We start from the raw sequence: 23,821 nt of genomic DNA on the forward strand, positions 1-23,821 counted from the left end.
TTCGACCAAATTCGATCAAAATCCTCGGCGAACCTCTCCTTTTCGGCGTCGCGCCCGCTCTAACATCCGCAAAATGGACCCTCGGCCGAGGTCGTTGCTGGGTGAGTCACGGCGGGACGCCGGGCTCACCCAGGAGGAGTTGGCGGAACGCACCGGGCTGACGGTGCGAAGCATCAGCAACATCGAGCGTGGCCGGGTCGCCCGGCCACGCCGCCATTCGGTGGAGGCGCTGGCGCTGGGGCTGGGTCTCCAGGGCGAGCAGGCCGGCCGGTTCGTGCGGCACTACTGCCCGGACGCGGTGTCGCCCGCGGGAACGCCGGTCGCTTCGGTGCCCGCGCAACTGCCTTCGGGTATCACGTCGTTCGTCGGGCGGCAGCGGGAGATCGAAGCGCTCGACGCCCTCCGCGGCGAGAGGGCGGGCGAGGGTGTCGTCGTGGCGGTGCTGGAAGGCATGGCCGGGGTCGGCAAGACGTCGTTGGCCGTGCAGTGGGCGCAGCGGGTCAAACAGGATTTCCCCGACGGGCAGCTGTTCGCGAACCTGCGCGGGTACGGGCCGGGGGCGCCCGCCGACCCGGGTGAGGTGCTGCGGTCGTTCCTGCGGGCGCTGGGCGTACCCGTGGCGGACGTGCCCGCCGACCTCGACGACCGGGCCGCGTCGCTGCGCAGTGTGCTGGCCGGCCGTTCCGTGCTGCTCGTGCTGGACAACGCCCGTTCGGCGGACCAGGTCCGGCCGCTGCTGCCCGGGCACGCGGGCTGCGCGGTGGTGGTGACGAGCCGCGCGGCCCTGCACGGGCTGACGATCAGCGCCGACGCGCACCGGGTCCCGGTGCCGCTGCTGTCCGAGCAGGAGTCGTTCTCCTTGCTCGACCGGCTGGCGGGCAGCGGACGAAGATTCGCCGACCGCACCGCGCTCGCCGACATGGTGTCGGGATGCGGCGGCCTGCCGCTCGCCCTGCGCATCGTCGGTGAACGGCTCGCGCACAGCCGGAACCTGGCGAACGTGGCGTCCTCGATGCGCTCGGCCGGGGACCGGCTCGCCGCACTGACCACCGAAGAGAAGACCACCTCCCTGCCTTCCGTGCTGTCCTGGTCCTACGACGCGCTTCCCGGCGACGTGGCCTCGGGCCTGCGTCTGCTCGGTCTCCATCCCGGCCCGCACTGGGACAGCGCCGCCGCGGCTGCGCTGCTGGGCACGGATCCGCCGGAGACCCGCAGGCTCCTCGACGCGCTCGTCGACAGCCACCTGCTGCTCGCGCACCGCGCGGACGGCCGGTTCGAATTCCACGATCTGGTCCGCGACTACGCGCGCGGCCGCGCCGACGAGGAACCGGCGCGGCGAAGATCGGCGGCCCTGCGCCGCCTCGCCGAACACTATGTGGCGAGGGCCGCCGACGCGGCCGGGTCGATGGCGGCGGGCGACCCCAACCGAAGACCCCTGCTCACCCCGGTCGTCGAGTACGCCGGGTTCACCGGTGCCGAAGACGCGGCGACCTGGCTGGCGGCGGAACTGCCCACCTTGATCGCCATCGCGGAACAGTCGTCGGCCGACGGCGACACCTACGCCCGCGACCTTTCGACCGTGCTGTGGCACGTGTTGCGAGTACACGGTCACTACGGCGTCCTGCGCACACTGCACCGTCTCGCGCTCACCGAGGCACATCGGGTGGGCGACGCCAGCGGCGTCCAGCAGGCGCTCGTCGACCTGGCCGCGATCTGCGCCAGGCTCGGCCATTTCGACGAGGCCGTGACACATCTGACCCGTTGCCTCGACGTCGACGGGAGCCCGGTCGTCGCCGGTCGCGCGCTGAACACCCTCGGCACCGTGTACGCGCAGCTGGGCCGGTACTCCGCCGCGGTGGACCACTTGAGCAGGGCGGTCACGGTTTCCCGCGAGACCGGCGACCGCCTCAACGAGGGGCGCTCGCTGTCCAACCTCGGCTTCGTCCACGAACGCCGGGGCGAACTGGACGCCGCCCTCGACTGCTATCGGCAGTGCCTGGCCAACGCCCGGTGCATCGGTGACCGGCTGAGCGAGGCGATCGCGCTGCATAACCTCGGGGACGTGTACCGCGCGCTGGGCCGGTGGCCGGAAGCCCTCGACCACCTCGACCGGTCGCTGATGGTCAGCAGGGCCGAAGGCCACCGCGAGGCCGAAGGGTACGCGCTGGCCTATCTCGGGCTGGTGCACCTCCGGCAGGGCGATCCGGCGACGGCCCGCCTGCACCAGGAGGCGGCGCTCGACATCGCGGTGGCGACCGGCATCCGGCCGCTGGAGACCTTGGTGCACAACGGGCTCGCGGACAGCGCGCTGGCGTGCGGAGACCGGACGGCCGCGATGGCGCACTACACGCGGGCCGCCGAGCTCGCCCGGCTCACCCGCGAACCGCACGAGGAGGCCCGCGCGCTGACCGGTATCGCCGCGACCCACGCCGACGCCGGTGATCAGGACAAGGCCAGGCCGTTCCGCGAACGCGCGCGGGGCTGTACGACGCGATGGGCACCGCGACGGTCTCGTCGTGACCGGAACTTTCCGTCCGCACGGTTTCCGGTCGCTGTTCCTGGACCGGGCGCCTTCCCGGACGTTCAATCTGCCGAGGTCGGCGAACTCCGGCCGGTTCACGAGAGGGTTCAGCGGTTGCGGGTAGATCTGGGCGTGTTCGACCGGGTACACGAAGCGTTCGAGGAGCAGGCGAGAAGGACACCCCACCGCTGTGCGCTCGTCGCGGACGACGAGCGGCTGAGCTACGGCCGGCTGGACGAGGTCGCGAACACGGTCGCGCACACGCTGCTGCGTCGTGGGGTGGCCTCCGGTGACCTCGTCGGCGTCTGCCTGCGCCGCGGCCGGTGGCTGGTGCCCACGCTGCTGGGGGTGCTGAAGGCGGGGTGCGCGTACGTCCCGCTGGACCCGTCCGCTCCCCCGGCGCACGGCGCGTCGGTCGTCGCGGATTCCGGGCTGTCGCTGGTGGTGGCGGACGAACCGGATCCGGCCGCGCTCGCGGACGCCGTCGTGCCGGTGCTGGCCGTCGGGGACGTCGTTTCCGCGCCCACGACCGCGCCCGGTGTCCCGGGTTCCGGCACGGACCTCGCGTACGTGATCTACACGTCCGGCTCCACCGGCAGACCGAAAGGCGTCCAGGTCGAGCATCGCAACGTGCTCGCCTTGCTGTCGTGGGCGGCCGCGACCTACGGCGACGAAGAACTGCGTGGCGTGCTCGGTGCCGCGTCGGTCTGCTTCGACGCGTCCGTCGCCGAGATCTTCCCGCCGCTGGTGACCGGCGGGAGCCTGGTGCTCGCCGAGAACCTGCTCGCGCTGCCCGGGCTGGCCGCACGGGACGAGGTGACGTTCGTACAGGGCGTGCCGTCCGTGCTGGCGGTGCTCGCGCGCACTCCGCTGCCGCGTTCGGTGCGGACCGTCGCGATCGCGGGCGAGGCACTGCACCGGTCGCTCGTCGACCGCCTCTACGCCAACGAGGGCGTGCGGCGGATCGTGAACTGCTACGGCCCGACCGAGGCGACGGTGAACTGCTCGTGCCACGAGGTCGGCCGGGACGGGCTGGACGACCCGCCGATCGGCACCCCGCTGCCCGGCGCCGCGTTCTCGGTGCGGGACGCCGGCGGTCGCGAGCTCGGCGACGACGAGGTCGGTGAGCTGTGGGTCAGCGGGGCGCTCGTGACCCGCGGGTACCTGGGTCAGCCGGAGCTGACCGCCGAGAAGTTCGTGGCCGACTCCCGCGGCGTCCGGCACTACCGCACCGGCGACCTGGTCCGCCGCCGCGACGGTGTGCACCATTTCGTCGGCCGCGCCGACGACCAGGTGAAGGTGCGGGGTTTCCGGATCGAACCGGGGCAGGTCCAGGCGGCGCTCCTCACCCATCCGGCCGTCGGCAACGCCTTGGTGCTCGCGCCCGCCGACGAACACGGGGAGCGCAGGCTCGTCGGGTTCGCCGAACCGGCCGGTGACGGGGTGTCCGAGCCGGAGCTGGTGCGGTGGCTGCGGTCGCGGCTGCCCGCGCACCTGGTGCCGTCGCGGATCGCCGTGCTCGACGCGATCCCGCTCGGCACGACCGGGAAGGCGGACCGGGCCGCGCTGGCGGCGTGGGTGTTCGACCGCGAGGACACGGAGTACGCCGCCCCGCGCACCGAGGCCGAACGGCTGGTCGCCGAGGCGGTCGCGGCCGCGTTCGGGCTGCCGGGGATCGGGGTGCACGACCGGTTTTCCGAATCGGGCGGGCATTCCCTGGCCGCGGCGCGTGCGCTCGCGCGGCTGCGGGAGAGCGCCGGACGCGTGGTGACGCTGGCGGAGTTCCTCTCCGACGGCACGGTGGCCGCGGTCGCGCGGCGGCTCGCGGACGCCCCGGTCGCGGCGCCGCCGGTGACGCTGGCGGAGAACCCGGACCGTGGGACCTGCCCGTTGACCGGCACGCAACGGGATCTGTGGACCCTCGCCCAGCTCGGCTCGACCGGCACCGCGACGACCGTCGCCTGGCGGCTGCGGCTGCGCGGCCGGGTGTCGGTGCCCGCGCTGCGCGCCGCCGCGGACGGGATCGTGGCACGGCACGAGGTGCTGCGCGGCACGATCGGCGACCACGACGGCGAACCGGTGATGGTGGTCGGCCCGCCCGCGCCGGTTCCGCTGGACGTGCACGACCTGCGCGGGCTCGCCGACGCGGACCGGCGGGCCGGGGAACTGGCCGCGGCCGCCGCCCGGCACGCGTTCGACCTCACCAAGGACACGCCGCTCCTGCGACTGACGCTGCTCCGCCTGGCCGACGAGGTGGCCGATCTGGTCGTCGTGTCCGACCACGTCGCCACGGACGGCGCGTCCATCGGCGTGCTCATGGCGGAACTGGCCGGTGCGCCCGCGGCTTCCTTCGCACAGGTCGGCGCGGTGGCGTCGCGGGAACGCGCGCTCGCGGAGGCGCCCGGTGAACGAGACCGGCTCGTGGCGTACTGGTCGCGAGAGCTGGCCGGAGCGACCCCGCCGGACGCCCTGTTCGACCGCGCCGCGCACGGTCGGCGGCGGTTCGGCGGGGAACGGATCGGCATGCCGGTACCGGAGTCGCTGGGGTCGGCCGTGCGTGCGCTGGCCGAATCGACCGGGGTGACACCGTTCGCGGTGTACCTGTCGGCGGTCGGGGTACTGGTCGGCGAGCTGGCGCGGAGCCGGGACGTACTGCTGGGGATGGCGGCCGCGCACCGGGACCGGCCCGAGCTCGAACACACCGTCGGGCCGCTGGTCGACGTCCTGCCCGTGCGGTTGCGGCTCGGCGCGGACACGTCGTTCCGGGATCTGCTGCGCGCGGCCATGACCACGGCGGCGCACGCCATCGACCATCGAGGCCTGCCCAGCGGCGAACTCGCCGGGCTGTGGGGCGGCGACCGGCCCGCCGGGGTACCGCTCACCCCCGTGTCGATCGCCGTGCAACCCGACGGTCTCCCGCTGTCGGCCCACGGCCCGGACACACGGCTGGACCTGCTCGGCGAGCTGCCGACCGGCGGCAGCCACAATCCGCTGACGGTGTTCGTGAACACCCATGTCGGCGGCGCCGAGCTGATCGTCGAGCACGACCCGGCGTGGCTCGGCCCCGGCCGCGCCCGCTGGTTCGCCCGTTCCCTGCTGCGTCTTCTGCGCTCCGCGGTGTCCACACCGGACACCGCGCTGTCCGCACTGGTACCGGCGGCGGACGGGGAACTCGCCGAGCTGACGCGGTGGGGAACCGGCCCCGCGTTGCCCGCCGACGACGCGACCGGCGTGCCGGACGCGGTGTGGCGCGCGGCGTCGCGGACACCGGACGCGGTCGCGGTGTCCGCGGAGGGCGGGCAGCTGACGTACGCGGATCTGGTGGCCCACGCCGACCGGATCGCGCGCGTGCTCGCCGCGTCCGGCGTCGCGGCCGGGGACACGGTCGGGGTGTGCCTGCCGCGCGACGAGTTCCTGCCCGCCGCGCTGCTCGCCGTGTGGCGGGCGGGTGCGGGGTATCTGCCGCTCGACATCGGGCAACCCGTCGCCAGGCTGGCCCAGCTCGCGGGCGAGGCCGGTCTGCGCGTCGTGCTCACCCGGGGCGGCGCCCAGCCGATGGCGTCGGAGGTCGCCGAGGGCGTCCCGGGCCTCCGTGTGGTCGATGCCGACCGGACCGACGGAGCGCCCTTCGAGCCGGTGCCGCCGGACGGCGACGCGCTCGCCTACGTGCTGTACACATCGGGGTCGACCGGGCGGCCCAAGGGCGTCGAGATCAGCCACGCCAACCTGCACGCGTTCGTCCGCTCCCGGAGTCTTCGCCCCGGTATGACGCGGGACGACGCGATGCTCGCGGTCGCGCCGCTCGCCTTCGACGTGTCCGCCGAGGAACTGTGGTGGCCACTGACCACCGGCGCGCGCTGCGTCGTGGCCGACCGCGACACCGCCGTCGACGGTCACCGGCTCGCGCGACGGATCGCCGAGAGCGGTGTCACGGTCGCCGACCTGACCCCCACGAGCCTGCGGATGCTGCTCGCCGCGGGCTGGGCGGGCGACCCGGCGCTGCGGCTGCTGCTCGGCGGCGAGGTGCTCGACCCTGACCTCGCCGCGCGGACCCTGCCGCTGGTCGGCGAGCTGTGGAACGGCTACGGCCCGACGGAGACCACGGTCGCGGCGACCGCGCACCGGGTCACCGGTCACGACCGGGACCGTGTCCCGATCGGTTCGCCGACGCCGGGCGCCCGGCTGTACGTCATGGACGAGGCGGGCGGGCTCGCGCCGCCGGGTGCGATCGGCGAGCTGTGGATCGGTGGCGCCGGTGTGGCGGCCGGCTACCGGTCGCGGCCCGAGCTGACCTCGTCCGCGTTCGTCGCCGACCCGGTGCGGCCAGGCGAACGCTGCTACCGCACCGGTGACCTGGTCCGGTGGCGGCCGGACGCGACGCTGGAGTTCCTCGGGCGCGCCGACGACCAGGTGAAGGTGCGCGGCAACCGGTTCGAACCGGGCGAGATCGAGTCCGTCCTTCGTGGACTGTCCGATGTGGACGACGCGGCGGTGGCGGTGGCCGCGGACGGCGTGGACGCGCACGTGGTCGGCTACCTCACTCCCGCGACCGTCGACGCGGCGGCCGTCGAGCGACGGCTGCGACGGCTCCTGCCCGCCTACATGGTGCCGAGTGCGTGGTGCACCCTGGACGCGCTCCCCTTGCTGCCCAACGGAAAGCTCGACCGACGGGCGCTCCCTCCGGCGCCCGCCGCCCCTTCCGCCACGCCCGCGCCGCTGTCGGAGGCCGAGGCGGTGGTCGCCCGGGTGTGGCGGGAATGTCTCGAACTCGACGTGGAGATCGGCCCGGACAGCGATTTCTTCGCACTCGGCGGCCGGTCGCTGGCGGCGACCAGGGTGGTCGGCCTCCTGCACACCCGGCTGAGACGCCGGATCACCGTCCGCACCCTGTTCGACCACCCGGTGCTCGCCGACTTCACCGCACGGATCGACGGGGAAGCCGCCCGCGCCGTCCGCCCGCTCGTCGCCCGTGCGGACCCGGCCGCTCCCGCGCGACTGTCACCGGCGCAGCGCATGCTGTGGTTCGCCGCGAAACTCGACCCGGGCAGCGCCGCCTACAACTCCCCCACCGTGCTGCGGATCCTGGGCGCGCTGGACGAGGCGCGGCTGTTCCGCGCGATCCGCACGCTCGCGACGCGCCATCACGTGCTGCGCAGCCGGTTCACCGAGATCGACGGTGAGCCGGTCGCGCTCCTCGGGCCGGCCGGCGCCGTTCCGATGTCCACTGTGGACGTTCGAGAGCCGGACCTGGCCGCGGCGGTGACGGCGGAGATCCGGCGCCCGTTCGCGTTGGACGCCGCGCCGCCGCTGCGCGTGGTCCTGTTCCGGCTCGCCCCGGAGCACCACGTACTGGCCCTCACCTGTCACCACATCGCCACCGACGCGACCTCCCAACGGCTCCTGCTGTCCGAAATGGACCGCTGGTACCGCACGGAACCCGGCGAGCCGCCCTCGATCCAGTACGCCGACCACGCCGCGCGGGAACGCGAACAGGACCGGGCCGCGGGGCTCGACTGGTGGGAGCGGCGGCTCACGGATCTGCCCGCGTTGCGGCTGCCCGCCGACCGGCCCCGCCCCGCCATCGCGGACCGGACGGCGGACGAGGTCCCCCTCCGGCTGCCCCCGGCCGTCGCCTGCCGGGTCCGGGCACTGGCGAGCGCGGCCGGGACCACCCCGTTCACGGTCCTGCTCGCGGCGTGGCAACTGTTGCTCGCCCGGCTGGCCGGCGTACGGGACCTCGCCGTAGCCGTGCCGCACAGTGGCCGCCGCACGGCCGAACTGGCCGGAATGGTCGGCTTCTTCGTCGACACCGTGGCCGTCCGCGCCGATCTGGGGCCGGGCGTCCGCACGGGCCGCGACCTCGTGGCCAGGGCCCGCGACGCGGTGCTCGACGCGTTCGCGCACGCCGACGTGCCGTTCGACGAGGTCGTGCGGCGGCTCGCGCCGGAACGCGATCCGGCGAGCACCCCGGTGTGCCAGGTGATGATGAACGTCCTCGACGACCAGGCGACCGCGGCGCTCGGCGACCTGGCCGTGACGGCACTGCCGCAACCGGTCGCCACCGCGTTGTACGACCTGAACCTGGACCTCGCCGAAACCGGTGACGGCTATCCGGGCAGGCTCGTGTTCCGCACCGATCTGTTCGACCGGGACACGATCGAACGCTGGGCCCGCTGGTACGGCGTCCTCGTGGACCGGCTTACCGCCGATCCGGGCGCCGAACTGTCCACACTGGACATCCTGGACGACGGGAACCGTGCCGCACTGGTCGCCTGGGGCACCGGGAAATCGTTGCCCGCCACCAGAACCGTGGTCACCGAGGTGCTCGCGCGACAGTCCGGCGCGGTGGCGACGTCGTCACCCACCGGCCGGCTGTCCTTTGCGGATCTGGCCACCTGGTCGGCGCAGGGCGCCCGCGGCCTGCTCGCCGCGGGTGTCGCCACCGGTGACGTGGTCGGCGTATGCCTGCCCCGCGACGAATACACGCCCGCCGGGCTGCTCGCGGTGTGGCGGGCGGGTGGCGCGTACCTGCCGCTGGACCCAGGCCAGCCCGCGGACCGGATCGCGGCGCTCGCCACCGACGCCGGGATCCGGATCGTCGCCGCCCGCGGCCACGCGCTGGACGTGGCCCGCGCCGCGTTGCCGCACCTGACCGTCGTGGACCTCGACGCCCCCGTCACGGACGCCCGCGCGCTTCGGGAGCCGGACCAGGACGACCTCGCCTACGTCCTCTACACCTCCGGTTCGACCGGCAAGCCGAAGGGAGTCGCGGTCACTCACCGGAACCTCGCCGCGTTGGTGCACGCCTTCCGCGAAGTCACCGGCGTCCGGCCCTCCGACACGTGGCTCGCGGTCGCGCCGCTCGCGTTCGACACGGCCACCGGCGAGATCTGGACGACGCTGACCGCGGGCGCGCACTGCGCGATCGCCGACCGGGACTGTGCCGTCGACGGGCACGCCCTGGTCCGGCGGCTCCTCGCGACCGGCGCGACCCGGTTCAACCCGACACCGACCACCCTGCGGATGCTCATCGCCGCCGGACTGCCCGATCTGCCGGGACTGCACGTGTTCTCCGGCGGCGAAGCCCTCGACGTCGCACTCGCGCGGCAGGTCACCGCCCGGGTCGCGAGCCTGCGCAACTGCTACGGACCCACGGAGACCACCATCACCGCGACGACCCATCTGGTGACCACCGCCGATCTGGCGGCCGACCGGCCGATACCGATCGGCGGACCGATCGGCGGCACCCTGCTCACCGTGGTCGACCCGTTCGGCCAGACCGCTCTTCCCGGCGCCGTCGGCGAGCTGTCCATCGGCGGCGCCGGCGTGACACCCGGCTACCGGGGCCGCCCGGAGCCGACCTCGGCCGCCTTCGGCACCGACCCGTTGCACGGGGCCCGTTCCTACCGCACCGGCGACCTGGTCCGCTGGCGCGGCGACGGCACGCTGGAGTTCCACGGCCGCGCCGACCACCAGGTGAAGATCCGCGGCAACCGGGTGGAACTCGGCGAGGTGGAGCACGTGCTGCGCACGGTCGCCGGGGTGACCGACGCGGTGGTCGTGGTGCGTACCGGGGAAGGCGAACCACATCTCGTCGGCTACCTCACCCCGTCCACTGTGGACACCGCCGCCGTGGCCGCCGTGCTGCGCGGGCGCCTGCCCGACTACGCGGTGCCACACCGCTGGGTGCCGCTCGACGCGTTCCCCGCCACCGCGACCGGCAAGGTGGACCGCGCCGCGCTGCCCGCCCCCTCGGCACCGGCGGGGCCGGACAGCCCGCCCGAAACGGCGGTCGAGGAACTCATCGCGGTGACCTGGGCCGAGGTACTCGGCCGGGAGCGGGTCGGCGCGCTGGACGACTTCTTCGGCCTCGGCGGACATTCGCTCGCCGCGACCAAGGTCGTCGGCCGCCTCGGCGAGGCGCTCGGTTTCCCCGTCCCGGTGCGGTGCCTGTTCGACCGGCCGGTGCTGCGGGAGTTCGCGACGGAACTGGAACGGATCGCGATGACCGCGCTGGCGGACGACACCGCCGACGTCCCGGCGGGGAGCACGGCATGACGGATTCACTGGTCACTCCCGCACAGCGACGCCTGCGCGAGCTGCTCGCCGGACGCGCCGCGGCCGCACTGCGTGGCGGCACCCCCGACGCGGAGCCCGCCATCCCCCGGCTCCCCCGCGACGGGTCACCGGTGCCGCTGTCGTCCGCGCAGGCCAGGCTGTGGTTCCTGGCCCGCTTCGAACCCGGCGGCCACGCCTACAACCTGCCGCTCGTACTCGAACTGACCGGACCGGCCGACGAGACCGCGCTCGTCGCCGCGGTCCATGACGTCGCCGACCGCCACGACGTGCTCCGCGGCGTGTACCGGGAGATCGACGGCGAGCCGATGCGGTGCGCGGGCCCCGGCGTTCCGGTGTCCACTGTGGACGTGACGGCGGCGGAGCTGGACGACGCCGTGGCCGCCGAGGCCATCCGCCCGTTCGCGCTCGGCGACCTGCCGCCGATGCGGGCGGTGCTGTTCCGGGTCACCGCCGACCGGCGGGTGCTGGCGTTGACGTTCCACCACATCGCGATGGACGCCCCGTCGGCCGCGGTCGTGCTCGACGACCTCGCCGCCTGCTACGCGGCCCGGCTCGGCGTCCGCGACGTGCCGCCGCCACCGGCGCTCCAGTACGCGGACCTGGTGGCGTGGAACGGTTCCAGGCCGGACACCGCCGAGGCCGACCTGGACTGGTGGCACGAGCGGCTCGCCGGGCTTCCCCCGGTGCTGGAGCTGCCGACCGACCGGCCCCGTCCGGCCGTGGCCGGGGAGGAGGGCGCCGAGGTCGCCGTCGAGGTGCCCGCCGCGCTCACCGCGCGGCTGCGGGAGATCGGCCGCACCACCGGCGCCACCCCGTTCATGGTGTTCCTGGCGTGCTGGCAGACCTTGCTCGCCAGGCTGGCCGGGACGACCAACGTGCCGGTAGGAGTGCCCGAGTCCGGACGGCGCCACCCGGACGCCGAACGCGTCGTCGGCTGCTTCGTCGACACGCTGGTGCTGCGCACCGACCTGGCCGGGGCGGCCACCGGCCGCGAGCTGCTGGCCGCCGCCCGGGACACGGTGCTCGACGCGTTCGCGCATACGGGCGTGGCGTTCGAGCGGATCGTGGAGCGGGTCGCGCCACGACGCGGGCTCGACGCGTCGCCGATCTTCCAGGTCATGCTCAACGTGCTCGACGAACCGTCGCGGCCACCCGGGCTGCCCGGCCTGACCACACGGGTCACCGAACCGCCGGTGCGCGGCGTCAAGGCCGACCTGAACCTCGCGCTGTCCCGGTCCGGCGACGGCTATTCGGGCGGGCTCGCCTACCGCACCGACCTGTTCGACCGGGGCACCGCGGAACGCATCGCCCGCTGGTTCGTCACGCTCGTCGACGGGATCACCGCGGACCTCGACCGTCCGGTGGCCGAGGTACCCGTCGAGGCCGTCACCGCACCGGTGCTGGCGGGACCGGAACCGGAGCGGACCGGACTTCGCCCGGTGCACAGGCTGATCGAAGACACCGTCGACCGTTGCCCGGACCGGGTCGCCGTGGTCGGCGCGACCGGCGCGCTGACTTACCGGCAGCTCGACGAACGCGCCAACCGGATCGCGCACCGGCTGCGGGCGCTCGGCGTACGTGCCGACGAGCCGGTCGGGCTACTGCTCGAACAGGGCACGGACGTGGCGTGCGCGGTACTGGGCATCATGAAGTCCGGCGGCGCGTACCTGCCGATGGACACCACCTACCCGCGGGCGCGGGTGGCCGCGATCCTCGCCACCGCGGGCGCGCGGATCCTGCTCGCCGAACCCGGACTCGACCTCACCGTTCCCGATGTCACCGTCTTGACCGTCGACGACGCGGTCGCGGGCAGGCCGGGCACCCGGCCGGACGTCCCGGTCGCCGGGCACGCCCTGATCCACGTGATCTTCACGTCCGGTTCGACCGGCGCGCCGAAGGGGGTCGCGGTCGAGCATCGCAACGTCGCGCACTACCTGTCGGGCATGCTGCCCCGGCTCGGCGACGTGGCGGGCGCGTCGTTCGCGGTCGTCTCCACCCCGGCGGCCGACTTCGGCCTCACCTGCGTGTACGGCGCGCTGACCACCGGCGGCACCGTCCACCTGGTCGAGCGGGACACCGCGATGGACCCGGAGTCCTTCGCCGGGTATCTGGCCGGGCATCCGGTCGACGTGCTCAAATGCGTGCCCAGCCACCTGGAACTCCTTGCCCGGCACGGGGATCTCGCCGCCGTGCTGCCGCGGCGGCTGCTGATCCTCGCCGGTGAGGCGTGCCCGTGGTCGCTCGTCGAACGTGTCGAGGCGGCCCGCCCCGGCCTGCGGGTGCAGAGCCACTACGGGCACACCGAGAGCACGATGATCTCGATGACGTGCGACGTGGCGACCGTCCCGCCGCACGAGCGCACCGGGCACGTGCCGCTCGGCACGCCGCTTCCCGGGGTCGTCGGTCATCTCGTCGACGCGCGCGGCGCGGTGGTTCCCGACGGCATGACCGGCGAACTGGTGATCGGCGGGCCGCAGATCACCCGCGGCTATCTGGGCGACGACGCGCAGACCGCGGCCCGGTTCGTATCCGACCCGCTGGGCACCGGCGTGCGCTGCTTCCGCAGCGGCGACCTGCTGCGGGTGCGGGCCGACGGCACCGTGCAGTTCCTCGGCCGTGCCGACGACCAGGTGAAGGTGCGCGGCCACCGGGTGGAACTGGGCGAGGTCACCGCCGCCCTCCGCGACGTCGACGGGGTGGCCGAGGCCGTGGTCCTGCCGGTCGGCACCGGCCTGGACCGCAGGCTCGCCGCTTGGCTGGTCGGCCCGGGGCTCGATGTGGCGACCGTGCGCCGGACGCTGCGAGAGCGCCTGCCCGACTACATGGTGCCCGCCTCGTTGACCGTGCTGGATCGCTTGCCGCTCAACGCGAACGGCAAGATCGACCGGGCCGCCCTGCCCGACGCGGCCGAGCAGGCGCCCGTCGCGCGACGGCCGGTGGCGACCCCGGCCGAACGGCTCGTGGCGCGGATCTGGGGCGACGTGCTCGGGATCGACGGCATTTCCGCGGACGACGACTTCTTCGCCGTGGGCGGTCATTCCTTCGCCGCGGTGCGGGTGGCGGGGCGGCTGGGCGAGGCGCTGCGCCGCGACGTCGCCGTGCGCACGGTGTTCGAGCACCCGGTGCTGGCCGGCCTCGCCGCCGTGCTGGCCGCCGACCCGGGCGGCGTGTCCGGCGGCGCGCCCATCCCCGTGCGGCCGGACCCCGAAGCTCCCGCGCCGCTGTCGTCCGCGCAGGCACGGCTGTGGTTCCTCGAACTGCTCGGGCCGGGGTCGGCCTATCACGCCGATCTCGTGTTGCGGCTGCGTGGACCGCTGGACGCGGCGGCGATGGCGCTCGCGGTGCGGGACGTCGCCGCCCGGCACACCGTCCTGCGCACCGTCATCGAGGAGCGGGACGGCACCCCGGTGGCCGTGCCGGTGCCGGCGGACCGCGTTCCGGTGTCCATAGTGGACATCGCCGCCGACCGGGTGGACGCGGCGTGCCGGGCGGAGCTGGCGCGGCCGTTCGCGCTCGACCGGGAGCCGCCGCTGCGGGCCTCGCTGTTCCGGATCGCCGCCGACGAGCACGTGCTCGCGCTCACCGTGCACCACATCGCGACCGACAACTGGTCGCGCGGCATCATCGGCGCGGACCTCGCCGACGCGTACGCCGCCCGGCTCGCGGGCTCGGCACCGGACGCGACTCTGCCCGTCCAGTACGCGGACTACGCCGCCTGGCTGGCCGCCCGCACGCGCGACGAAGACCTGGACTGGTGGTGCGACCGCCTTTCCGGGCTGCCGCCGCTGCTCACGTTGCCGACCGACCGGCCCCGTCCGGCGGTGGCCGGATGGACCGGCGGGCACGTCCGGTTCGCGCTCCCCGCCGCGCTCACCGCACGCGTGCGGCGGGTCGCGGCCGAGACCGGCGTGACGCCGTTCATGGTGTTGCTGGCCTGCTGGCAGGAACTGCTCGGCCGCCGCGCCGGGACCGACGACGTCGCGGTCGGCGTACCGGAGTCCGGGCGGCATCACCCGGACGCCGAGTCGACGGTGGGCTGTTTCGTGAACACGCTCGTGCTGCGCACGGATCTCGGCGGCGACCCGACCGTGCGGGAGTTGCTCGGCCGGTCCCGCGAAACCGTGCTCGGCGCGTTCACGCACGCCGAAACCCCCCTCGAACGGATCATCGAACGGCTGCGGCCGGAGCGATCGGTGGCCGCGACGCCGATCTTCCAGGTATTGCTGAACGTCCTCGACCAGCCTGCGACGCCGCCCGCCATCCCGGGGGTCGAAGTGACCGCCGTCCGCGACGCGGGCGAGCAGGTGAAGTTCGACCTCAGCATGGTGCTGGTCAACGACGGCGACACCTATCTCGGCGGCCTCGCCTACCGGGCCGACCTGTTCGACGACGGCACCGCCGAAGGGATCGTCGCCGATTTCCAGGCACTGCTGGCCGGTCTGCTGTCCGATGTGGACAGACCGGTCGCCGCGGTCGGCCCGGCCCGCGCCGGGGCCGGGGCCGCTGGCCCGGTCGCCGAGCCCGTTCCCGTGCCGGTGAGCGGCTCGCGTGCGCCGGAAACGCCGTCCGAGCACCGCGTCGCACAGGTGTGGGCACAGGTGCTCGGCGTATCCGAGGTCCGCGCGGACGACGACTTCTTCGCTCTCGGCGGCCATTCGTTCACCGCGGTCCGCGCGGTCCGGCTGATCGACGAGCGGCTCAGGGTCATCGACCTGTTCCTGCACCCGACCGTCCGCGAACTGGCCGCCCATCTCGACGCCGGACGGGACACCGACGACGGCCGCCTGCTGCACCGGCTCTCCCCCGCCCGCGCGGGCACGCCGGACGTGACGCTCGTCTGCGTGCCCTACGGCGGCGGCTCGGCCGCGGTGTTCCAGCCCTTGGCCACCGAACTCGCCGCCGCCGCACCGGGCATCGACCTGCTCGCCGTCGAACTGCCCGGCCACGACGTGGCCCGGCCCGACGAGGCGTTCCGCACCGTCGACGAGGTCGTGGATCTGCTGGCCGGCGAGATCGGCCGGACCGTTACCGGCCCGGTCGCGGTGTACGGGCACTGCGTCGGCTCGGCGGTGGCCACCGCGCTCGCCGCCCGGCTCGAGGCCGGCGGCCGCGCCGTCGCCGGGGTGGTCGTGGCGGGCAGCTTCCCCTCCGCACGCCTGCCGGGGAAGCTTTCGGCCTGGCTTCAGCGCCGGTTCCCGCGCGAACGCTGGGTGGCGGACCGGCTCTACCGGGACACCCTGCGGGCCACCGGCGGACTGCTGGACGACATGGACGAAGCCGCGAGCGCGGCGATGCTGCACGCCCTGCGACACGACGCCGGACAGGCGCAGGCGTGGTTCGGCCGCGCGCTCGACCCGGACGCGGGGCACGGGCCCCGGCTGAAGGCGCCGGTGCTGTGCGTGGCCGGGTCGAGCGACCCGGCGACCGAGCTGTACCAGGAGCGGTACCGGGAGTGGGGCGCGTTCGCCGACCGCGTCGAACTGGCCGTGCTGCCCAAGGCCGGGCACTACTTCCTGCGCCATCAGGCCGCCGAGGTCGCGGCGCTGCTGCGGGACCGGCTGTCGGGCTGGGCCGCCGGTGACCTGCCGCCGGAAGTCGACGACGTCCCGGTCGCCGCGGCCGCGACCCGGCGCGGGCTGCGCGCGTTCTACACCGTGGCGGGTGGCCAAGCCGTGTCGATGATCGGCAACGAACTGAGCGCGTTCGCGCTCGGCGTGTGGGCGTACCAGCTGAGCGGACGCGTCCTCGACCTCGCGCTGGTCGTACTGCTCGCACGCGTGCCGAGCATGCTGCTGACGCCGGTCGGCGGCGCGCTCGCCGACCGGGTGGACCGCCGCCGGATCATGCTGTGCTGCGACCTGACGAGCGGCGCGGCGATGGCCGTGCTCGCCGTGCTGGTCGCCTTGGGACGGCTGGATCTCACCGCGGTGTGCGCGATCGTCGGGGTCATGTCGGTGGCGTCGGCGTTCCACCGGCCCGCCTACCTGGCGGCGATCGCCCAGCTGGTGCCGAAGCCGTATCTGCCGCAGGCCAACGCGCTCGCCGACATGGGCGCCGGGCTCGGGACCGTGCTCGGGCCCGTCCTCGGCGGTGTCCTCATGGGACTGTCCGGGCTGACCGGGGTGGTCGTGGCCGACGTCGCCACGTTCGCGATCGGGGTGACCACCCTGGTGCTGGTGCGGTTCCCGGACAGGATGTCCTTCACCAGGGTCGAACCCTTCACGAGGGCGGTCGCCGGCGGGTGGAAGTTCGTGCTGCGCCGCAAACCGCTGCTGGTGATGATCGGCTACTTCGCGGTGGTCAACTACTTCACCGCCGTGATGTGGGTGGGGCTCACCCCGCTGGTCCTGTCGATCGGCTCGACGGGCGAACTGGGTGTGGTCAGCGCCGTCGGCGGGATCGGCGCGGCGGTCGGCGCGCTCGTCGTGATCACCTGGGGCGGCACCGCGCGCCGGGCCACCGGCATGATCGCGTTCGTCGTCGGCTCCGGGCTCGGGGTGGCGCTGATGGGCGCGTGGCCTTCGGTGCTCGTGGTCGCGATCGGCCTGTTCGTGCGGCTGGCGTGCATGAGCATCGGCAACGCGCACTGGCTGTCGATCATCCAGACGAAGGTCGGCCAGCATCTGCAGGGCCGGGTGCTGGCGATCAACGTCATGCTGGCGACCGCCATGCAACCGCTCGGGTTCCTGACCGCGGGACCGCTCGCCGGCCTGCTCGGCGGCTTCGCCGCGCTGATGGTGGTCTCCGGGGCCGTGCTGGTGGTGTGGGGTCTGCTCGGCCTGCGATACCGGCCGCTGCACCATATCGAGGAACTGCTGCCGGACGCGGCGCCCCCGGCGGAGATCGACGCCGACCTCGACCGCGTGCAGGCACTCGCCGACCGCGAGCTGGCGCGGTGACGCCGATGTCCTCCTCGTCACCGTGGCCGACATCCGCTCCGCCGCCGCGCGGATCCGGCACTCCGTGCACCGCACGCCCCTGCTCGGCCCGTTCGGCATGGGCGTGCTGGATGTGGCGCTCTACGGCGCCATCGCCTCGCAGGCCCGGCACTTGGGCTTCGGATCGCTCGTCGATCTCGGCTGATGCCCGGATCCGCGTTTTCGAACAACCTCGATCAAGATCACCGCACAAGATCACTAGGCGGCTCCGCATATTGCCGATAATGTTTGCCGTGGCCAGTTGATTGGCTGACGGAAAATCACTCACGCGGACAAGTCGTGCTCTTCTGGCGCGGAAATGACCCAGAAGGCCGGCCGTCCTATCGAACTCGAAAGAAGGCCCGGCGGAATTCGCACGGCTTTCGATCCGAACGACGAGAAAGAGAACACCAGTGAAGAAATGGACGACACGGGTCACGACCGGCCTGCTGGTCGCGGGAATGGCACTCGCCGTGCAGAGTGCGCCGGCGATGGCCGAGGAAGAGGCGGACTCCACCACGACCGAGGTCGCACTGACCGACGTGACCACGGAGGGCATCGACGCTTCCGGCGACTGCGGCGGATGGCGGGGCGGTTTGGCTGGCTACAAGGACTGGAAGGTGGACAAGGCGGGCTGCGGCTACATCAGCCCGGATTCGAAGAAGAACCCGCAGCACCGCCGCTACACGTGGAAGCTCCCGCCTGGTAGCAACAGCAGGATCTGTGTCCAGGCGGAGGGCCACTACTGGAGCACCAAGAAGAATAAGTCTGTCAAGACCTGGAAGACGGCAGGCTGCGGAACCGGCGGCACCGTCGTCGTGCGCTGGTCGGGCCCGCCGAAGAAGGGCGGCGGTTATCTCGGCCTCGCCTCGACCCCCAGGGTGCGGGCGAAGGTCCAGCCGGGCTTCGGTGGCGTCGCGTACAGCTGGAAGTGAGCCGGTTCGCGCCGGTATGACCGGCGGCCCACCACGGATCCGGGACACCGCCACTCCCCCTCGATGGCGCCCGGATCATGTCGCGAAAGCCACTTTGGGGACATCACACGTCTCGAAAGTGGCTTTCGCGACAAGCCACATTTGCGTTGCCCCCGCGGGAACGACCATTGCCACTCACGACTCGCCGGACACCGACGAGCGCAGGCCGATCTCGGCGAGCAGGGCCCGCGCCTTCTGACCGTGATCGTCGGCCATGCCGGTGTCACCGGCGACGGCCGCGCCCTGTTCGATCCCTTTGTGCGCCCGTGCTTGCTCGTAGCGGTCGCCCAGTTTTTCAGCGACCGCAAGCGCTTCGCGGTAGCTGGCGATCGAGCCCGCCGTGTCGCCCAGGCCGCCGAGCGCGGTGCCGATGCCGTTGAGCACCTTGACCTCGAACTCCCCCAAGCTGTTCCGGCGCGCGAGGTCCAGTGCTTCGGTCAGGTGCGCCAGGGCGTCGTCGTACTCGCCCAGCCGCGCGAGCAGCACGCCGATGTGGAGCAACGCCTCGGTCTCCGGGAACGGGTAGCCGAACTCGCGTGCCTTGCCGAGTGCCCGCCGGTAGTGGCCGAGTGCCTCGGCGGAGTGCCCCTGCTGTTCGTGCACCGTGCCGAGATTGCCGTAGGTCAGGCATTCCCCGACGCGGTCCTCCACCTCCAGCATGATCGCCAGTGCCTCGTCCAGGTACGCCTCGGCCTTGTCCCAGTCGCCGACGCGCATCGCGCTGTTCCCGAGGTTGCCCAGCGCGCGGCCCTCGCTGGTGCGGTTGCCGGTGGCCCGGTGCACGAGCAGCGCCTGCCGGTAACAGTCCTCGGCGGCCGCGAAGTCGCTGAGCCGGTCGAACGCGTTGCCGAGATTGTTCAGTGCCCGCGCCCAGCTGGCCCGGTCACCGCCCGCGTCGTAGCGCGTGAGCGCCTGCTTCAGCTGATCGATGCTCTCCTGGTAGCGGTTGGAACGCAGGTAGACCGCACCCAGGCTCAGGTAGGCGCTCGCCTGGACCATGGGGTCGGCGGCGCGGACCGCGATGCCGTGCACGATCTCCGCGTCGGCGAAGCGCAACGCGTTGTACAGATACCGGTTCAGGATCGGCGACATCGTGGCCGCGTCCTCGCGCCTGCCCTGCTCCTCGGCCAGCGCGGTGATACCCACCAGGTTGTGCCGCTCGGCGTCCAGCCACGCCGTCGCCGCCGCGGCGTCGGCGAAGTCCGGCGCCGGGATGTCCGAAGTGGACACGGCGGGCCTGCGGTCGCGTTCGTGCGGGGCGTAGTGGTCCATGGCGCGGCAGGCGGTGTGCCGGTAGTAGTCGAACAACCGGCCGAGCGCGGCCCGCCGCGCGGAAGCGGCGTCCACGTCCCGCGCCAGCCCCGCCGCGTAGACGCGGACCACGTCGTGCAGGCCGAACCGATCCTGGGCGCTCCGCTGCACCAGGCTGCCGTCGACCAGTTCGCCGAGAAGTTCCTCCGCCGTGCGCGGATCCACCCCGGCGAGCGCGGCCGCCGCGCGCGTGTCGACGTCGCGGCCGGGATGGATCGCGAGGAGCCGCAGCAGCCGCGCGGCCTCGGCAGGCAGGTCGGCGTAGGACAGGCCGATGGCGTTCTCCAGCTCGTCCTCGACCCGCAGGCTGTCCCGGCGTTCCGCGAGCCGGGCGGCGTGGTCGCGCAACGTCCAGTCGCGCCGGTTCCGGATCCGGCCCGCCACCACCGTCAACGCGAGCGGCAGATGACCGACCAGGCCGGCGATCCGCGCGGCGGCCTCGGTGTCCTCGGCGACCTCGGCCGTACCGACGAGCCTGCGCAGCATGTCGAGCGACTCGCTATCCGGGAACGCCTCCAGGTGCACGGCCCGCGCACCGGCCAACCCGGTCAGGCGCCGCCGGCTGGTGATCAGCACGCTGCCGCCCGGCCGGTCCGGCAGCAGCGGGCGCACCTGGCCGGCGTCCGCCGCGTTGTCCAGCACCACGACCGGACGCCGGTCCACGAGCAGCCGCCGATAGGTCTCCTGCCTGCCCTCGGGACCGAGGCGGTGGATCTCCCCGCCCGGCACCCCGAGCCGCCGGAGGAACTCGTCCAGCACCGCGAGCGGGTCGGCGGGCGCGCGGTCGGCGTCGTAACCGCGCAGGTCCGCCCACAACCGGACCTCGGTGCCGTTCCGCCGCGCGAGCCGGTGCGCGGCACGGACGGCGAGACTGGTCTTGCCGACACCGGCCATGCCGTCGATCACCACCACCGGCGACCGCCCGGTGATGGCGGCCAGCTCGGCGTGCCTGCCGACGAAGTCCGTGCTGTCGGCGGGAAGCTCACCCGCCACGGTCACCCACGACGAGTCGGCGGTGTGCCCCGCGATCACCTGACACGCCTGGCGCCACCGGGCGACCACCGTCTCGTCGGCGGTGAGCACCCGCACGATGTCCGCGACGAGGTCCGCGTCGACCCGCCGCCGCCCCGGCCGCAGGCAGCGGTAGACCGTGTTGAACACCGGCAGATCGGGGTTCCCCGCCGCCCGCCGTCCCCGCACGACCCGCCGGTGCAGCTCCCGATAGGACACCCCGTTCCAGCCGCGCAGCGCGTTCAGCCGGGCCGCCAGCTCGTCGAACGATCCGGCGCCCGGCGGCTCGGGCGGCACTCCGCCCTCGTCCGGCGTACGGTCGGGATTCACGATCGGAAAGGGTAGTGCGTGCGGCCGATCGGCACTGTCCAAACGGGAGAGATCGCCGGTCGCCGAGTTCGCCGACCCGGCCCGCCGGGCACGGATCTCGGCTAGAGTCGCTCGGCGTTCGGTTCGCGTGTCCAGGGGGTTCCCGTGACGGAGGAGCAGCCGCCGAGCCCGGTCGGAGCTCGGTCGTACGACGAGCTCTCCCAGCGGCTGCGGCAGGCGTTGGCCTGGGCGGGCTTGACCCACCGGGAACTGCACCGGCGGGTGCGGCGTTTGCGCACCGCCCGGGGCACGGCCGACCTGCCCGCCTACAACACCGTGTACCGCTGCCTGCTGCCCGGACGTAAACGGCTGGACGTCGAACTGGTCGTCGACATCGCGGCCGTGCTGCTCGGCATGGACGTCGCGGCGGAATGGCGGCAGGCGCACCGGGTGATCACCGGGAACGCCACCGAGGCGGCCGTGATCAGCGTGGCCGATCACCTGCCCGCCGCGGCGGGCAGGTTCGTCGGCAGGCAGGCGCACCTGCGCCGGGTGCTGGAGGTCGAGCCGGACGACGCCGGTGTGTGGGCGATCTCCGGCATGGCCGGGGTCGGCAAGACCCGGTTCGCGAGCGAGGTCGCGCGGCTCCTGGCCGAGCGGGACCGGTTCGCCGACGTGCGGCTGGTGGTGAATCTGCGCGGTTTCGACGCGGACCGGCCCGCCGCGGACCCGGCCGCGGTGCTCGAAGGTTTCCTGCGACGGCTCGGGGCGTCCGGTGCCGAGATCGGCTGCCTCACCCTTGCCGACCGGAGCGCGCTGTTCCGGCGGCTGCTGGACGGGCGGCGCGCGCTGATCCTGCTGGACAACGCGGCGTCGGTCGACCAGGTGCTGCCGTTGCTGCCTGCCCTTCCGACCTGCCTGGTGCTGGTCACCAGCAGGCGACGGCTCGTCGAGCTGGACGGGGCCCGGCACGTGACGCTCGACGTGTTCACGCCGCAAGAGTCGGTCGAGGTGCTCCGCGACGGAATCGGCGACGAACGCGTCGACGCCGAGCAGGGCGAAGCGGCCGACATCGTCGAACTGGTCGGCCGGTTGCCGCTGGCCCTCGCGCTGGTGACCCGCCGGTTGGCCGCCGCGGACGCGTGGACGATGGCCGACCACCGTGACCGCCTCGCCGACCTGCGGACCATGCTGCGGCTGGACGACGGGGTCGAAGTCGCGTTGCGCACGTCGTACGACGAGCTGGCCGAGCCGGACCGGATGCTGCTCGGGTTGCTCGCCCTGTATCCGGGACGCGATGTCGACGACCACGCGGCGGCCGCGCTGGCCGGCGTCGAGGTCGGCGTCGTCCGCCGCCGGCTCGACGATCTGGTGGCGGCCAACATGGTCACCGCCCGCGGGTCCCGGTTCGAACTGCACGACCTGGTCCGGGTGTTCGCCGAGAAACGTGTCCGGGAGAGCGTCCAGGCCAGGGTGCGCCGGGCCGCGGCGGGCCGGCTGCTCGACTTCCAGCTGGCCACCGCGCGTGCCGCGCTCGTCACCTGTTACCCGCACGAGGCGGAGCGCTGGGAGGACCTGCCCACACCGGCGGCGCGGGCTCTCGTGTTCGACGGCGCGGACGAGGCGATGGCCTGGCTGGACGCCGAGCGGGTCAACCTCGTCGTCGCGTCCGGGTGGGCGCTGGGCGAGGGGCGTGACGACCACGTGACCCGGCTCGCTTGCGTGATGACGAGCTATTTCGAGGCCCGCGTGCACGTGAGTGACGCGCTCGCCCTGTTCGGCGACGCCGCCCGGGTCGCGTCCGGTGTCACCCGGGGGCACGTGCTGAACGGGCTGGCCATGACCCATTGGCAACGGGGCGACGCGGCCGGATCGCTCGCCGTCCTGCAGGACGCGATCCAGGAGTTCGACGCCGCCGGTGAATCCGACTACGTCCTCAACCTGTCGGGGAACGTAGGCCTGTTGCTGGCCGGACTCGGTGACTATCGCGCCGCCCTGCCCTGTTTCCGGCGGGCCATGGACTTCGCCGCCGCCCGGAACAACGAGTCGTTCCGGGCGCGGCAGCTGTGCAATATCGGCGTGGCCGAAATGCGGCTGGGGAATCATTCCGCCGCCGCCGACTACCTGTCGCAGGCCCTCGACGCGACCAGGGCGAGCGGTGACCGCCTCTGTGAATGCCGGACGCTCGACGGTCTCGGCACCACGTTCTGGCTAATGGGCAAGGCCGCCGACGCCTGGGCCTGTTACGAACAGGCGCTCGGCGTGGCGAGGCAGACGCACAACCGGGCCGACGAGGGCAAGGTGCTCAACCATCTCGGGGTCCTGCTCGTCGCCGCGGGTCGGTTCGACGAGGCGTTGACGCATCACCGGCAGGCCATCGAGCTGGCGAGGGAGATCGGCAGCCGGGAAGGGGTGCTGGCCGCAAGCACCGACATGGCGGCCACCCTGCTTTCCGCCGGGCGAGCGGCCGAAGCCGTGCGCTGCCTGCGGCAGGCGATCGAGTCGGCGACCGCGGCGGACAGCCGCTACGAACTGGCCAGAGCCCAAAGCGGGCTCGGCGACGCACTGTTCGCCGACGGTGATCCCGTCGCCGCGCGGAAACACTGGCGGACCGCGTACACCGCGTACACCGAGATGCGGGTGCCGGAGGCCGCCGAAGTCCGTGAGCGTATCGCGAGCCCGGCCGTTCTTTGACGGCT

At 73.4% G+C, this 23,821-nt stretch carries 6 protein-coding genes; 5 read left to right on the forward strand and 1 reads right to left on the reverse strand.

Annotation, left to right across the window (positions count from 1 at the left end):
• The first annotated feature begins 73 nt into the window (after positions 1-73).
• The 4 genes from MJQ72_RS25630 to MJQ72_RS25645 all read left to right on the forward strand — a co-directional run bounded on the left by MJQ72_RS25630 (position 74) and on the right by MJQ72_RS25645 (position 18,452).
• The gene (locus tag MJQ72_RS25630; protein ID WP_240593562.1) at positions 74-10,579 is read left to right on the forward strand and encodes a non-ribosomal peptide synthetase; all 10,506 of its coding nucleotides are present in this window, start codon (positions 74-76) and stop codon (positions 10,577-10,579) included.
• Entirely contained in the window at positions 10,576-17,499 is a 6,924-nt protein-coding gene (locus tag MJQ72_RS25635) for a non-ribosomal peptide synthetase/MFS transporter (RefSeq protein ID WP_240593563.1), read from the forward strand. The genes MJQ72_RS25630 and MJQ72_RS25635 overlap by 4 nt, the downstream gene beginning before the upstream one ends.
• A gap of 22 nt (positions 17,500-17,521) precedes the next feature.
• Entirely contained in the window at positions 17,522-17,683 is a 162-nt protein-coding gene (locus MJQ72_RS25640) for a hypothetical protein (protein ID WP_240593564.1), read from the forward strand.
• A gap of 247 nt (positions 17,684-17,930) precedes the next feature.
• The gene (locus tag MJQ72_RS25645; RefSeq protein WP_240593565.1) at positions 17,931-18,452 is read left to right on the forward strand and encodes a hypothetical protein; all 522 of its coding nucleotides are present in this window, start codon (positions 17,931-17,933) and stop codon (positions 18,450-18,452) included.
• Between the two features lie 174 nt (positions 18,453-18,626).
• Here MJQ72_RS25645 and MJQ72_RS25650 read toward each other — a convergent pair whose 3' ends face one another.
• Entirely contained in the window at positions 18,627-21,143 is a 2,517-nt protein-coding gene (locus MJQ72_RS25650; RefSeq protein WP_240593566.1) for a tetratricopeptide repeat protein, read from the reverse strand.
• A gap of 144 nt (positions 21,144-21,287) precedes the next feature.
• On the opposite strand from MJQ72_RS25650, the gene MJQ72_RS25655 reads away from it, so the two are divergent.
• The gene (locus MJQ72_RS25655; RefSeq protein ID WP_240593567.1) at positions 21,288-23,816 is read left to right on the forward strand and encodes a tetratricopeptide repeat protein; all 2,529 of its coding nucleotides are present in this window, start codon (positions 21,288-21,290) and stop codon (positions 23,814-23,816) included.
• The last annotated feature ends 5 nt before the right edge of the window (positions 23,817-23,821 follow it).

Source organism: Amycolatopsis sp. EV170708-02-1, from assembly GCF_022479115.1.
In the GTDB taxonomy this organism is placed as follows: Bacteria; Actinomycetota; Actinomycetes; order Mycobacteriales; family Pseudonocardiaceae; genus Amycolatopsis.

Excerpts from the sequence above, each read along its gene's own strand:
- MJQ72_RS25630 (WP_240593562.1), top strand. The coding sequence starts at position 74 with ATGGACCCTCGGCCGAGGTCGTTGCTGGGTGAGTCACGGCGGGACGCC.
- MJQ72_RS25635 (WP_240593563.1), top strand. The coding sequence starts at position 10,576 with ATGACGGATTCACTGGTCACTCCCGCACAGCGACGCCTGCGCGAGCTG.